The 14,645-nt window shown below is 37.2% G+C and carries 15 protein-coding genes; 6 read left to right on the top strand and 9 right to left on the bottom strand.

Going from position 1 to position 14,645, the window contains the following annotated elements:
* Positions 1-6: 6 nt before the first annotated feature.
* Genes ACK3CR_RS01725 through ACK3CR_RS01700 form a run of 6 tightly spaced genes read right to left on the bottom strand, consistent with a single transcriptional unit; the run spans position 7 to position 6,308 of the window.
* Positions 7-3,675 carry a multicopper oxidase domain-containing protein gene (locus tag ACK3CR_RS01725; RefSeq protein WP_488974629.1) on the bottom strand — a complete coding sequence of 1,223 codons (3,669 nt, stop codon included), beginning with the start codon at positions 3,673-3,675 and terminating at the stop codon, positions 7-9.
* A 14-nt stretch (positions 3,676-3,689) separates the two neighbouring features.
* Positions 3,690-4,037 (bottom strand): hypothetical protein, encoded by a 348-nt coding sequence (locus ACK3CR_RS01720; protein WP_243509558.1) that lies wholly within the window; start codon positions 4,035-4,037, stop codon positions 3,690-3,692.
* A 35-nt stretch (positions 4,038-4,072) separates the two neighbouring features.
* Positions 4,073-4,543, bottom strand: coding sequence for a hypothetical protein (locus ACK3CR_RS01715; protein ID WP_488974628.1), 471 nt, complete (start codon positions 4,541-4,543; stop codon positions 4,073-4,075).
* 21 nt (positions 4,544-4,564) lie between these two features.
* Positions 4,565-5,350 (bottom strand): hypothetical protein, encoded by a 786-nt coding sequence (locus ACK3CR_RS01710; RefSeq protein ID WP_488974627.1) that lies wholly within the window; start codon positions 5,348-5,350, stop codon positions 4,565-4,567.
* Positions 5,351-5,376: 26 nt separating this feature from the next.
* Positions 5,377-5,841, bottom strand: coding sequence for a hypothetical protein (locus tag ACK3CR_RS01705; protein ID WP_488974626.1), 465 nt, complete (start codon positions 5,839-5,841; stop codon positions 5,377-5,379).
* A gap of 20 nt (positions 5,842-5,861) precedes the next feature.
* A complete protein-coding gene (locus ACK3CR_RS01700; RefSeq protein ID WP_243509565.1) occupies positions 5,862-6,308 on the bottom strand; it encodes a hypothetical protein in 447 nt (148 codons plus the stop codon).
* A gap of 296 nt (positions 6,309-6,604) precedes the next feature.
* On the opposite strand from ACK3CR_RS01700, the gene ACK3CR_RS01695 reads away from it, so the two are divergent.
* Positions 6,605-7,450 (top strand): hypothetical protein, encoded by an 846-nt coding sequence (locus tag ACK3CR_RS01695; protein ID WP_243509568.1) that lies wholly within the window; start codon positions 6,605-6,607, stop codon positions 7,448-7,450.
* Positions 7,451-7,506: 56 nt separating this feature from the next.
* Here ACK3CR_RS01695 and ACK3CR_RS01690 read toward each other — a convergent pair whose 3' ends face one another.
* Positions 7,507-8,022, bottom strand: a complete 516-nt coding sequence (locus tag ACK3CR_RS01690) for a DUF177 domain-containing protein (RefSeq protein WP_243509571.1) — start codon at positions 8,020-8,022, stop codon at positions 7,507-7,509.
* A 279-nt stretch (positions 8,023-8,301) separates the two neighbouring features.
* Here ACK3CR_RS01690 and ACK3CR_RS01685 point away from each other — a divergent pair, with 279 nt between their 5' ends.
* Entirely contained in the window at positions 8,302-9,684 is a 1,383-nt protein-coding gene (locus tag ACK3CR_RS01685; protein ID WP_410914727.1) for a YheC/YheD family protein, read from the top strand.
* A gap of 38 nt (positions 9,685-9,722) precedes the next feature.
* On the opposite strand, the gene ACK3CR_RS01680 is transcribed toward ACK3CR_RS01685, so the two are convergent.
* Entirely contained in the window at positions 9,723-10,685 is a 963-nt protein-coding gene (locus tag ACK3CR_RS01680) for a carbon-nitrogen hydrolase family protein (RefSeq protein ID WP_328123635.1), read from the bottom strand.
* Positions 10,686-10,812: 127 nt separating this feature from the next.
* On the opposite strand from ACK3CR_RS01680, the gene pdxR reads away from it, so the two are divergent.
* The 3 genes from pdxR to ACK3CR_RS01665 all read left to right on the top strand — a co-directional run bounded on the left by pdxR (position 10,813) and on the right by ACK3CR_RS01665 (position 13,022).
* The gene (gene pdxR / locus ACK3CR_RS01675) at positions 10,813-12,246 is read left to right on the top strand and encodes a MocR-like pyridoxine biosynthesis transcription factor PdxR (RefSeq protein ID WP_328123634.1); all 1,434 of its coding nucleotides are present in this window, start codon (positions 10,813-10,815) and stop codon (positions 12,244-12,246) included.
* A 259-nt stretch (positions 12,247-12,505) separates the two neighbouring features.
* Positions 12,506-12,703, top strand: a complete 198-nt coding sequence (locus ACK3CR_RS01670; RefSeq protein ID WP_488974625.1) for a hypothetical protein — start codon at positions 12,506-12,508, stop codon at positions 12,701-12,703.
* Positions 12,704-12,848: 145 nt separating this feature from the next.
* Positions 12,849-13,022, top strand: coding sequence for a hypothetical protein (locus tag ACK3CR_RS01665; RefSeq protein ID WP_328123632.1), 174 nt, complete (start codon positions 12,849-12,851; stop codon positions 13,020-13,022).
* 340 nt (positions 13,023-13,362) lie between these two features.
* Here ACK3CR_RS01665 and ACK3CR_RS01660 read toward each other — a convergent pair whose 3' ends face one another.
* A complete protein-coding gene (locus ACK3CR_RS01660; RefSeq protein ID WP_243509584.1) occupies positions 13,363-13,560 on the bottom strand; it encodes a ChaB family protein in 198 nt (65 codons plus the stop codon).
* 201 nt (positions 13,561-13,761) lie between these two features.
* On the opposite strand from ACK3CR_RS01660, the gene ACK3CR_RS01655 reads away from it, so the two are divergent.
* Positions 13,762-14,604 (top strand): manganese catalase, encoded by an 843-nt coding sequence (locus ACK3CR_RS01655; protein ID WP_328123631.1) that lies wholly within the window; start codon positions 13,762-13,764, stop codon positions 14,602-14,604.
* The last annotated feature ends 41 nt before the right edge of the window (positions 14,605-14,645 follow it).

The following is a 14,645-nucleotide window of genomic DNA, read 5'->3' as shown; positions in this document are numbered from 1 at the left end:
AAGAAGCTAATGCTTTTTCTTTAGCATTTTTAGAGACGGAAGGTTTTTTTGTTGTTTTTTATGCACGCGCATAATTCCCCACATGCCTTGTTCAATGTCCCAACGAATATTCCCAGAGCGGTACATATAATCACCAGGGAAGTTAAAAAAGCTTCCTGCCCCGTAATGCAGCTGAATATCAAAGGCATCTCCTAATACGATATGATCTCGGATGGACTTTACTTGTGAGAAAATATCCTTATCATCTGTATTCCAATAGTGACCATGCACATGAAATCCGTGGGCACGTCTTCGTTCAGACGGATTTGCAAAGCGAATTGTAATAGGATCTCCAGGATAAGCTTCAAGAATTGGTGTAGACGGATCTCCATGTACTTTCGAACTAAATAAGTCTTTTAATACAGGAACCTGGTTAAGTCGATTAATTAATCGTTCTGTCCGGTAGTTAAACCCTCTTGACCCATTATCATACGTATCAACAAGATCACCTAACTCCTCTGGATCTACGCCACCTAATATACCGTCAACAGGATCAATAATTAACTTTCCGTTTTTATCCACTAATCTAGCTCCATCGTACATAATAAGCGCAAATTCCCGTGTAGTCGGTAAAAAAGGATGCTTTATAATAGCTCGATCTGTTGTAATAACAGGTTTTAACGTTTTCTGGCTTAAAGTTTGCGCTCCTCTTGGTTCCGCAATAAACATCCCGAACGTCCCTAATGAGCGATGATTGCGGATATCCGCCATATCCCACATTCCGCATGCCCCAACGGGAAGATCAACATACCAGCGATACGTAATCTTCTCACCAGGTCCAACGGTCTGGTCTGGATTAAAGCCAACCGTTTCTCCTGCCGAAGATTTCACATCATATTGAATGAGCTGTGGATGCAACGAAATCCGGACAGATGGTGGATAAAATGCCTGCTCCTTTACAGGAGGATATGGCCAAATTCCATCAGGAAATGGGAATTCATCGAATTCTAGTCGGCTTTCTAAATTAATTTCCACCACGTCACCTTGATTTGCACGGATAATAAGCGGCTGAATTTTTTTCTTTCCAGCTAAAATAGCTTTTACATCTTTTCTAAGTGCAAAGACGATACCAAACGGGTCTTTTTCGCCCCATTTGCTGTAAGGAATCGGAACATGAAATGCAACAATATCAAAGCGCTTCACAGGAGCATTAGGTGGAGCATCTACTTCAACACGTTTTGCTTTTTCCGGCGGTTTTCCTGTGCAAACAGGTAAATCCTTTGTTCGTTTTGGCGGATCAGGCCTATCTGGAAGAGGAATAAGAAAATCTACTTCCTCGTCAAATGCACGCACTAGCCCCCAGCAGCCGTTCCACAAATCTTCTTCTGTTTCAAACGTCCAAAGATAATCTCCGGAATTTGGCACAGCCAATTCGAATGTAAAGGACTCCGATATTCCAATATGTTCTTGACAAACAAAGGATGTTTCACTATCTGGACGCTCTGCTTTCCATCGTAAACCATGCATATTAAAACTGTGGGATTCTTCTTGAGATCCTTGCAGTACGCGGATTCTAATAGGGTCTCCTTCATAGCAGTTCAAAATAGGTGTGACAGGGTCTCCATTTACAAACGAACTAAAGGAATACGCCGGGTCACAATCTTTTCCTAAACGGAACTGAAGCGGTTCATTTTTATAATTTACAGCAAACAACCCCGGGTCGTCCTCAGATCCAGGAAACTCGGGCGGTTCAAGTGGACAGCCGTTTTTATCAAATAAAAGAGTGAAATCTTGGACGAATAGAGCAAAATCTCGGTAGTCTGGAATTAAAGGATGTGTGACAGTAACTTGTGTGCCTGACTGCACTTCTTCTCCTGTTTTCGAATCTAACACTTTTGAAAATCTGGCATGAACATTCCCTGAGCCAAATACCCCATGTTGCTGATGATAGTTGGGAAAAAGATGATCGTGTAGAAACCATGCTTTGAGTTCCGTGTCTGCAAAAAATTCATAGCGAATCGTTTCACCAGGAAGAACGCTCGAATCATAATTCCACCCAACATTCGCTGCATCACTAACTAGAACATCAAATTTAACAAAATGAACGTGAAACCCTACTTCGTACGTTCGGGTCACAAGTTGAAAGGCATCCCCCCCTGCTACTTCGTTAAGACGATTTGTAAAGTTAACAGAGATACACGTTCCCGCATTCATATGAATAACAAGAGGCTCTGGCTCTTTCCGTCCTGCTAAAATGTCGTCTAGATCTTCATCAAGAACGTAAATTCTTCCTTTCGGATCATTCCATCCTTCTCGGTTATAGACAAGAGGCAGTTCAATAAGAGAAACATTGAATTCCTGCACAACAGGATTTTCTTCAATAATACAAGGATCTGCAAAAACAGCTCCAGGTCTTGCGGTAGGAACAGCTGCATTTCTTTCAAGTTCTGTTAAACCGCGCCCTCCCACAATACCAAGTGGCGGTCTTGGTGCTTTACATCCCACTTTTCCAGGAATAAAATTAGGGAATCCTGGTCTTTCTTTGGTTGGCCGGGGTGGAGCAGGACGATCTGGTAAAGGTTGAAGCGGTTTAATCGGAATTCCATTTGGATAACATTGACTTCCGTCTTGCATAGTATCAAAAATCCGATTGAGGGCCCACATGCCAACTCCAAAGTGGGGATACAAATGACAGTGAATAATAGCATCTCCAATTGCCTCTTGAAGAGACCCTAATCCATAAAGAACGTCAACTGTATACCAATTTTGCGGACTAATAGCTTGAGCATCAAATATAGCAGAATCCGTATTTAACGGATCCCGAAACCATGTATGAACATGGTAATGAAAAACATGTGTTTCTTTTACACCACCATGCACAAGTCTAAATTTCACAGGATCTCCCTTGTATCCTCGATAAATAGGAGTTGCAGGATCTCCAAATACCCATGAATCATGGTGAACTTCCTCTCCCTCACAATCTGGACATACAACCCCTTCTTCAATTAGTTTTTTACGGTTTTGTAGAGGTTCATAACGATAGTTAATCGCGTGAGTGGATTCTCTTTCTTGATTTGTGACAGGATCAAGAGGTCTGTTTCCTGTAATATCTTGCGTTGGCATTTCATCATGAAAAATAAAGCCAAACTCTCGAAATGACGGAGCGAAAGGATTGTGAACATCAGCAATAGGCCCGCTCTTTAAAGGGCCACCTGTCACAGGATCTGTCCATGTTGATCCCCTTTTTTCAATGAATAAGGCTCCAAACAAACCGTTAATATTTGTACCATCATCACTACTATCTGGGTCTCCTAAGTCAGAAAAGAAAGCGATTCCTTCATGATTTGCCCGTAAACGGTAGAGAATCTTCTCCCCAGGTTTCACAAGTGTATTTGGATTAAATCCGACATTTGCTCCATCTGAATCTAATACATCATAGTCTACTTCTTGAAAATGCATTCCAGCCGAGGTTTTGATTTGATTTTCAAACAAAATTTCGATTGTATCCCCTTTATTTGCTCGAATGCAGAGTGGCTCAACTAGATCGACAGGTGTAAACGGGTTTTTCTCGACCGCTTTTCTCACTTTATCGACATTTTCTTTTAAGATATATATTTTCCCATGTTCGTTGTGATCTCCAAAAGTGTTTAACACAATACGAATGTCAATAGCTACCACATGGTAAAATCGTTTCATATATCCCTCCCCTTTTACATATCATCTCTTAATTCTGGAATTGCCGGTAATCCTTCTTGTTCAATATAAAATACTTCAATTTGGTGAATATGGATCGACCAAATTCGATTTTCTAATTCCCCAATTGTTGTGGTTTGGACGTCCACCACAACGTTGTCTCCTACTACTGCCGTAATTTCTCCAATGAAGACAAATGGAAAAGAAGGCGTTAATATAAATACTTGGCTTCCAATTCCTCTCTCAAACTCTTGAATAAGCGCTTCATCATGAATTTCATTATTTGAAGGTAACTGGATTTCTGTTACTCTCTCATCCATCACCCTCTCATCCACCACTTTTTCCTTTTTTTCATGTTGCTTCATATGATAACTCCCCCCTTGTTATTTCCTCCCTGCGCTTATGTAAGCGGTATTCTTGCATCACAATCAAAATTAGGCGTGAATTGGGCAATCTTCTCTAACGGAATACTTAACGGTGTTGGAAACTGGAAAAATGGAGCAGTTACCATTTTAATTGTGACAGGAAATAATGTGATATTTCCTTGTTCAACGCTAAAGATGGTTCCGCAAAAGATCGGTCGAAATGCCTGCCCAAATAAATTCAGCTGATCTGATTCTGTGATAATTAGAATAGATTCTCCAATTAATCCCTGTAATTCATTGAATAATGGATCTTCCACACCTTCTATATCTACACGTACAGGTGCTTGCAAAACTCGTTGTTCTTTTCTTTCTACCTTGTCTTCTTTTTCTACCTTCTCTACTTTTTTCTCTACTTTTTTCTCTACTTTCTTTTCGCCAAAACGATACTTTTCCGGTTCTTTATACTCGCTCTTTTTCTTTCCTGTTTCCTTTTTATTTGATGACATGAAAAGTCCCCCTTTACTTCCCTACTGTTTGCCTTCTTTATGTGAGAAACGTTTGAATACGTGTGAAAATAAACTAGTAAGTCTTATTGTGTTAATGTACTTGACTTTTTTTAAATCAATACATTCTTTTTCTTTTAAAAAAGTAAGCATGAGCTGCTGGTTTGTAGCACTTGAAATTTTCCCTATTTTTCGTACATCCTCACTAAGATGTACTGTTACCCATGTTTCCTGCCAAGAATCTAAATTCGTTTGAAGCGTTTCTTCAAAAAATTGTTGTCTTAGAATATCCCGTTTTGAAATCGTTTCCCCAAATTCATATAGCAATTTTTTTCGTAAATTATTATCAAAAATATAATGTTGATGAGTATTAGAGTAGTTTGGAATGCCGAACGGAATGTTAGCAGATTCAATCACAGGATAAGGAATCCATTTTCTTTCCTTTAAATTTGTAAGCATTACAAAATCTCGCCCAACTGTACTCACTTTACCTTCTGTGTAAAGAGATTGTGTTCCACATTTAAAGTAGATTTCAACTTGTTGATTTCTTTTCGATTTAAAAAACTTGCGGTATTTTAACGTTTTTCCTCGTTTTTCATCTTGCTTAGAAATATTAAATAAATTAGCTCTGTCAATATACTCCATTAACAACCGTGTTTCTTCCGTTGTTGTAGGTGTTGTTGGCGATGTTAATCCTTTTCCATTTTGACTGTTGAACTCGTTGATAATATCGTTTTTTAGCTCTTCAGTTTCTCGTTTTTCTAACAATTTCTTTCTATATTCATTTAACCGAATCTTTTTATCTTCCATTTAGGCTCCTCTCCTGACGGTTAGTATCACACTCTAAATGAGTAAAGAAGTAGACATGCTGTAACGATGACGAGAACGGCGCTAAATAAACTGAACATCACCATACTTTGTTCAACAGTATATAGAGATTCAGAAGGTAAATTACATAAGGAAGGGTTTTTCACAACAGCTCCAAACATCGTTCCCATTATTCCTCCTACAGTCCCCTGAAAAAAACCTGAAAGCAAAGATTGAAATTTTACAAGAGCTCCGAATGTAATTCCCAGCGCCCCGCTTATTACAAGCACAAGAATAGAAACAACGATGGAATCATTTCTATTCAAAAATTCAATTACCATTCCTAACGCAAAGCTCAACACTCCACTTGCACACATCGCCATAATCATTCCATATCGGTCGCTAAATACTTTTCTCTTCTTGTGCATCATGACATAAAGGAAAACACCAATTAAACAATTGAAAATAAGTACTCCGTAAAGAAAGAAAACCATATTTTACTCCCTCCTTTAAGCTATGTACGTTTGGCAGAAAAGAGGAGCAAAAAAAGACTACATATAAAAATGAGTTCAATAAAAACCAAAAATAGAAGATTGTTTTGAGAGGCTGCACCAACCATCGGAGCCATAACTCCCATCATCAATCCGTTAATCATTCCTGTTAATAACGTTTGATAATCAAATAACCCTCCAAAAAGTGCTCCGACAACCATTCCGATAACTGTTGTGATCATTGTTATCGAAACAAAATGTAAGGGGAATTGATAAATCAAAATGATGCCTGTCACAATAGCAAAGAAGCCTCCAGCTAAATTTGAAATATTCATTCCTAACTGAAACCCAATAAGTTTTCGAACTTTAAAAAGGAAAAGATAAGCAGAACCTGTTAAAAGAAGATTGACACAAAGCAAAAAACCAAGGTTTTGAATCAGCAAGTATATCACCCCAACAATGTGCATCATTCTTTCCCTCTTTATGTTGAGTTCCCTCTGTCTCCCCTTTATTCCCCACTGAGGAAAAGTGAAAGTGCTGAAGTAAACTCTATAAACAATTATGAATAGGAGGCTTGCCTTATTCTTCAATATTTTCCATTTTGGATTAAAGATTATAACAGTACTCACCCAAAACAAAAAGAAACTCCCTGCAAGTTCCTTCTCTTCCTTATAGACATTTTTATGATAATCCGGGTCACTATGGGATATTCGCCCAACCAGATTCACCTATTCACCATATATTAGGTGTATGAACTAAGGAGAGGGTGTTTATTATTCGATATTCCAAACCTATAAATCTCAGAAGAAAACATGATGTAGTTCCTAAAATAGAGAGAGAAGAAGAATGCTTTGATTGTGAACCGGGAGGAACAGAAGATGATTTTTGTCTTCCTGATACATGTCCTGAACGGATTATACAGCCACAATTCCCTTCGGCAACAAGTTCTTTTCCGCCTGAGCAATTAGCAGAAATCGATGCATGTATAGAAAAAGCAAATGAACTACTGCTAACGCTTGGACTTCAGCAGGAGGAAGAGGAAGAAGATGATGTTCTTCTACAAAACTTGCATAAGTTAAAAGGACAGATGATTGAAGTTACAATAAGTTGTACAGAAGAAGACATAGAGCCTGAAGGAACGCTAACATGTGAAAACCACTACGAAAAGGTTCATGGAAAATTCATCTATAACGGGGTAGATTTTATTATTTTACACACAATGGATGATGAAACAGTATGGATTCCTTTTACAAAAATTAGATGGATGATTCAAAAAGAACAAGAAGAAATACTTAATAGAGATCAACCATTGTTAAATATTGATCCATGCCTCAGAAGAGAAATTACGTTTAACTTCGGTCAAATTGTTCCCAAAAGTCCTTTTCTTTTAAAACTGTTCTTTCCTTTGCAACTTTCTTTTTTATTAAAAAGTTTTATAGATTGCGCTCTTTGTGTAAAAACATTTGATAATAAAGAAACCCGAGGGACTTTAGTAAAAGTGACAGAACGCTCTTTATTGATTGAAACTCCAAGAAAAAAACAAGGGATAGACTTTGAAAAAGTATGCTTCATTAAGATGAAACAACCAGAAATAGCTTTATTAAAAGGTTAACTCCTTCAATAGAATAACAACTTAAAAAGGAATCCAATAATGGATTCCTTTTTAAGTTACAGAACGTGCAGTTTCACTTTGCTTCCTTTATGACGGAATAATTCAAACTTCAGGTTATCTGTTAAGCCACCTAGTCGTAATTCTACCCTTTTGTCGCAAAAAGGAATCACACAGTCTTGAAATCTTATAAACTTTCTCTGACAATTACAGTGGGATTTATGCTTGCAATTACATGGACGAGGATTAAGCACTCTTTTCTCTACGCACTTACACTCTTTTTGATCACAATGTGGGCACGTATCTGCTCCATCACAGCCCTCGGAATGAGAAAATACCTTTTTTTCTAACCATTCCACTTTTTCAATTCGATTCATTGGAATACTGATTACGGTATGATCTCGTTTTATTAATTCAACAAAATCTATTCCTACATTCTCAATAACTCCCACTATGTCTGTTGAACAATCTTCTACTTCTTCTGGCTCACATCTGAATGTTTTAACATCTTCGCCTACTTTAAATGGTTGTTTTTTTACATAAGGGTGCTGTTTTCTTTTGACTTTCTGCTTCATACTCAACCTCCTCTTTTCTTTTGTAATATATGACATTACAAAAGGAGGTGTTCAATGAAGTCAGGCTATCTCATGAACATTTAAAAAATCCTTTATCATGAACTTCTCGATCTTTCCATTCTAAAGAATAAGAAGATGTTCGTCCAAAAAAAGAAGGCTCCCTCCTTATAAAAAACCTTTCTGTTTTCGTTAAGAAACTTCAATTTCTCCATCATAACCCATACGAATATCATTTTTTCTCATATAGTAATACTAGCTTATTGAGAAAAGAGGAGTACGATGTCTAGTAAATCATTCAAAACTAATAGAAAAAAGAAAGTTGTTCATTTTAATGGAAAACGTAATCATTTTGCTCTTTCCTTAGGAATCTCATTTCCGGAAAGTATTAAGTTTAACAAAAAGGAAGCGTTTTTTCGATTTTTAAGTAACTATGAAAATATTTTAATGAAACCTACTTCTAATCATAGTTCGCCTACCTTTCAAGTTCTAAAAGATAAGAAGGATTCTTACAAAGTTCTTACTCCTGAAGGGTCTTTCCTTTTTATTGACAAAGAAAGCTTATTCACTTTTTTAACTTCTAAAATCAAGACTTCTTATGTCATGCAACAGCATATCCCCTTCCTTCAATTAAAAAAACGTCCTTTTTCTTTAAAAGTAAAAGTTAAAAAACAACCAGAAGGCAATTGGGATATAACAGAAAAATATGTAAAAGTAAAAAGTATATCACAGCAAGAAACAGATATTTTAACCGTAAAAGAAACGTTTTCCCTTTTAAACCTTCCGCTTGAAACCCTTACCTCCCTTGATGAGAACATTCTAAAAGTAGTAAAAAAACTTGAAAGGAAAGCTCCGAGATATTCCATGTGGGAAATAAGCATCGGAATTGATGAACAAAAGAAGCTTTGGGTCACAAAAGCAAATTCAAAGCCCCTTTATATCAAAGAGCAAAAACAAAATGTTTATACTGTCTTAAAAAGTGATGAGTCTCTTCAACCTGTTTTACCACAAACACATGTCATGAACAGTGAAGAAGTTTTATGGAATATGCTTGATGAGCATAAAACAATTATTTTAAAGCCTGTTTTTGGACGATTAGGATCAGGGGTTATTAAAGTTTCGGTTCAACCACTTTCTTATCTTATTCAATACCGAAACGAAAATAAGCAATTCCTCACAAAGAAAGAAGCTTTTACATTTTTACAGTCTATGATAGATAATCAAACTTATCTTGTTCAAGAATACATTGATCTTGCTACGATTGAGGGACGCCCACTTGATTTGCGTATCATTGTCCAACGAAACGAGCACTCGGAGTGGGTTGTGACTGGAAAGTATGCGAAAGTTGCAAGTCTTGGCTATTTTACAACAAACCTTGCAACAGATGCCGATGTATTGTCAATCGAAGAAGCTATTGAAAAGTCAGGGCTTGGTCATCTCAACATCACTAAACTTCTTCAAGATTTAGACTCTATTGCCCTTAAAACAGCAGTAAAACTCGGAGATATTTCTCTTCATCAACGGATTTGGGGACTTGACGTTGGTATTGATCAAAAAGGGCGCATTTTCATTATTGAAGTAAATTCCCGTCCAGGTACAAAAGGATTTCGAAAACTTAACAACCTAGATATGTATAAAACCATTCGGCGCTACAAAAAGCTATAACTCCTTCATGGCCAAAAAAGCAGCTTTACGCTGCTTTTCTATCTATTTACTTCCTTTTTATTTTCCCACGTTACTTGCTCTCTCTTTGTTTCATTTACTGTAAGATGAAACACATCTGGTCTTGCATAGTGGCCTACAACATCAAAATCAAAGCGACTTGCCGAAATTTCCTTTAAATTTAGATCAGCTATCATTATTTCTTCTCTTCCCCATACAGGCTCTTTTATATAGTCTCCAAGAGGACCTACAATCGCACTTCCCCCCTGGCACATTTCATTAGGAGAAGATGCCAAATCAGAAAAGCATGCTAAATCTTTTGGATACATCTCTTTATTTACATATTGATTACATGAAAGTACAAAGCATCGCCCTTCAACTGCAATATGGCGAATTGTCGATTGCCATACCTCTCTGGCATCTGCCGTTGGAGCAATATAAAGATCGACTCCTTTTGCATACATTGCAGCACGAGCAAGCGGCATGTAATTTTCCCAGCAGATAAGCGTGCCAATTCTTCCATAAGGAGTATGGAAAACCGGGAGCGTACTTCCATCTCCTTCTCCCCATATTAGACGTTCTGAACCTGTTGGCTTTAGCTTACGATGCTTGCCAAGAAGCTTACCATCAGGTCCGAAAAATAAAACAGAGCAATAAAGCGTGCTTCTGCTTCCATCTCCTTCTCGTTCAATAACGCCAATAATTAAGTAGACTCCCGCTTTTTTAGCTGCTTCACCGAGAATATGCGTTTCTTCACTTGGAACAACAATCGCGTTTTCCAAGTAGCGTAAAAAATCTTTTCTTCCCTCTTCAGAACGACTGCCAACCGTTGCTCCGAACGTTAAGCCCCTTGGATAAGCAGGGATAAATGCTTCTGGAAATACAACAATTTTTGCTGACTTTTTTCCTGCTTCTTTTGTTAAAGATACGGCTTTTTTAATACTTTCTTTTCTATCCATAATAACAGAAGCTGCTTGGACAACTGCTACTCTCACTTTTTCCATATATATCGCTTCCTTTCTTTTACGGTTATTTTAAAAGAGAGCGATCATTTTGTATGCATCCAATTGGATTATCATTGACTAATCCAATTCCTAAAACTATAATCAAGAAAAAATAAGGAGCATTCATATGGAATGGAAACTAGATAAAACAAACAGTACCCCTTTATATCAACAAATTGTAGATGAGCTTGAACGAAAAATATCCTATGGTGAATATCCGCCAGGAACACGCCTTCTCCCAGAACGAAAGTTAGCCGAAAAACTTGAAGTGAACCGAATGACTGTTGTACACGCCTACGATGAGCTTTTTGCTCGAGGATTTCTGGAACGAAAACGTGGAAGCGGAACGATTGTTAATTCAACAAACTGGGGCGTCTTTTCGAAAAATGAAACAAACTGGCGTCGCTACGTTGAAGGTGGGTCTTTTCGGGCTTCCTACCCTCTTGTGCAAAAGATCCGCGTGATGGCAAGCGAAGGAGATATTGACTTTGATTTAGCAAGTGGCGAACTTTCAAAAGATTTGTTTCCGACAGAGCTTTTGCAACATTGTCTAAAAACTGGCCCTTTCCCAGAAGACTTAAGCTATGTTCATCAACAAGGATTCTTGCCACTAAGAAAAACGCTCTCTTCTCATCTGAAGGAAGCCTATAGCATTAAAGCATCACCTTCGTCGATTTTAATTACATCAGGCGCCCAGCAGGCTCTCTATCTTATTGCACAATGTTTGCTAAGTCCTGGCGATGCCATAGCGATTGAATCTCCTTCCTATCTTTACTCGCTTCCTTTATTCCAATCAGCAGGTTTAAGGATTTTCGGACTTCCTGTTGATGAAAATGGCATCATTCCAGAAGATGCCCAAAAGCTCTACAGAGAGAAAAACATCCGTATGATTTTTCTAAATCCAACCTATCAAAACCCAACTGGAACCGTCTTACATAAAAAACGGAGGAAACACATTTTAGAAATAGCTGAGTCTCTTGGCATTCCGGTTGTGGAAGATGACCCATTTAGTTCTCTTTCATTCGGAGAACATCATCATAAACCAATCAAATCATATGATACAAACGGAAATGTTTTGTATATCGGTTCCCTCTCTAAAGTAGCCGCTTCAAGTTTACGAATTGGTTGGATAACAGGACCTGAAGCTGTTATTCAACGGCTTGGAGAAGCAAAACAGCAAATGGATTTCGGACTAAGCGTGTTTCCGCAAACTATCGCAAATGAACTTTTACAATCCTCTTCTTTCCTTATTCATCAACAACATCTTACCGGGCAATTAAAAGAGCGACGAGATGAGATGATACAGGCTTTGAAAGACATATTGGGAGATGAAATAGCTTTTTCTATCCCAATGGGAGGTCTTCATATTTGGGGGCAGTTAAATAAAAAAGTAAGTGATAAACAGCTTGTAGAACAAACGATAAAAAACAAGCTTTTATATATGCCAGGAAGCATATATGGAATGGATGACGGCTACGTTAGATTCACATTTGCACGACTACAAAAGGAAAAAATAAGAGATGCTATTGAACGATTTTCTCAATCGTTGCATTCGTTATAATAGAAACTTTAAAATGAAGATCTTTCCCCTTCATTTTAAAATTTATTAATAAGCAAATGAGAAATTTCATGATACTAAACTACAATCAAATAACACTTGATTTTTTTTACAATCGGACAATTCTTATTCAGTAAACGAAAAATATAATTTTTGTTTACTAGAATCAAATTATGTAAACTAAATAAATTAGCAATTTAGTTTAAAAGTTCTCGTTCTTACGGTAACATAGGGATAAGGTTAATTAGAAAGGAACTATAATATGGCTTCTCCACAAAATTATAACAAGTTTATTATCATTTTTAATATCATTATCTTTGTATTTGCTGTGCTGCTGACAGTTGTAAATATCGTGAACTACCAAAATGCAGATAATGGATTAGCTTTTATTATTTTAAGTATTTTGATTGCTGTAGCAAGCACTGTGAGAATTTATAAACTTTTCAAAAAAGCAAAGTGACTATCACTCCCCCCTCTTCTTTATATGAAGATGGGGGATTCTTTAGTTCAATTTCTATTTCTCCATTTGTTTATCATGTTCGACAAGCTCCGATAATAGGATATGAAGAACGCTTAAAATCAACAGAGCCTAACAAGGAGTTGACATGATGACGTATGATTTTATGCTAACGTTCATTATTGCTTTTTTAGTTGTTAGTATAACAGGGTTTTCATTAAACCTTTTCCTCTTACGCAAAAAAGAAAATAAACTAAAGGTGCGGATTGTTCATCTTATTCAAAGTATCCTAATTGCTGTGCTTTTTCTCTTGTTTATTTAAACAATCTCGCATAAGAGCGTATTTTTCCTTTCTATGCTTTTATGCGAGGTTTTACCATCTTACTCTTGAACTAACAAAACACTCTAAAAGTTCCCCAACTCTTGTCTTTATTCTAAAGGGGTTTTCTCCGATTGTTACGCCTTCTGTTACCACTAGCGTGATTCCCCCCAATTATAAATAGCCGGTTTTTTCTGCGTTTTTATTTCCTTATTTTTATAAGTATTTTAGTTATCCCCTTTCTCACGAATTAAACGAAAAAGAGAAGACAGATGTTGTCTTCTCTTTTTTACCTTTATAATGCTATTTGAACAGGGAGCTCATCGCCTTTCCTATGCCCAGTTTATTTTTCTATCCATTTTCCATCGTCTGATTTTTTATACTTCTCTTCAACTGCACTCCAAGCTACTTTGAACGCTGTTTCTTCCTTCTTATATTCTTTTTCAGCTGAATTAAAGGCTTCTTTAAAAATTTCTTGTCCGTGTTTTGGAACGTTGTTTCTGACTCCTTTTGGAAGCTCTTCTAGCGATTGATAAGGCATTGTTATCTCTCCTTTACTTGTTTTGTTTTATAGTTGTTGTTTCCCCTAATTATAAAAGTTAAACAATACGAAATCTTACGACGGTTTATATAAAAAATAACATATTCAATGTTCAGGATTGGATAATAAAGTGATTAAAGGAAAGAAAAACAGGGTAGATGAGAAGGGACATTCTATTAAACAAGAGGAGGAATTTGTGTTATGTTTCGTCATCAAAAAGAGTTACAGTTCGAAGTAAAAGTGGATAAGCCAGACCCAATGCTAGCAAAACAAGTACAAGAAGTTTTAGGCGGACAATTTGGAGAAATGACGGTTATGATGCAATATCTCTTTCAAGGGTTTAACTGTCGGGGAAATGAAAAGTATAAAGATATGTTAATGGACATTGGTACAGAAGAGATTGGTCATGTTGAAATGCTTTGTTCTCTTATTAGCCAGCTTTTAGATGGAGCTTCCCCAGAAGATCAAGCAGAAGCAGCTAAAGATCCAGCAACAGCAGCTATTATGGGTGGAATTAACCCTCAACATCTACTTGTAAGTGGATTAGGCGGTTTACCATCAAATTCTCAAGGAGTACCGTGGAACGGAAACTATATTGTAGCAAGCGGTAACCTTTTAGCAGATATGCGTTCAAATTTACATGCGGAAAGTCAAGGAAGACTTCAAGTAGCACGTTTATATCATATGACAGAAGATGAAGGGGTACGCAAAGTGTTCCGTAAAATGCTTGCTCGTGACCGTTATCATCAATATCAGTGGATGGAAGCTATCAATGAATTAGAAGAAAAGAATGGCGTTGTTGTTCCTTCTTCATTCCCACCTGAAGCTGAAAAAGAAGCTCAAGAAGAAGCATATAAATTCTGGGATCTCTCAGAAGGAACAGCTTCAAAAGAAGGTCCATGGTCACAAGGAACAGCACCAGACGGAACTGGAAAGTACGTTCATGTCGAAAATCCTCAGCCACAAGGACAAGCTCCAAATCCAAATGTTCCAGATCCTGCGCTTCATCATGATTTAACAGAAGAAAAAGTGCCATCTAAATAAGCAAAATAGCTCGCGACCATATGCTCGCGAGCTATTTTTGT

Source organism: Priestia sp. TRM10 (assembly GCF_057808375.1).
The sequence above is the reverse complement of the archived record's forward strand: the minus strand, read 5'-3'. Positions and strand labels throughout refer to the sequence as shown.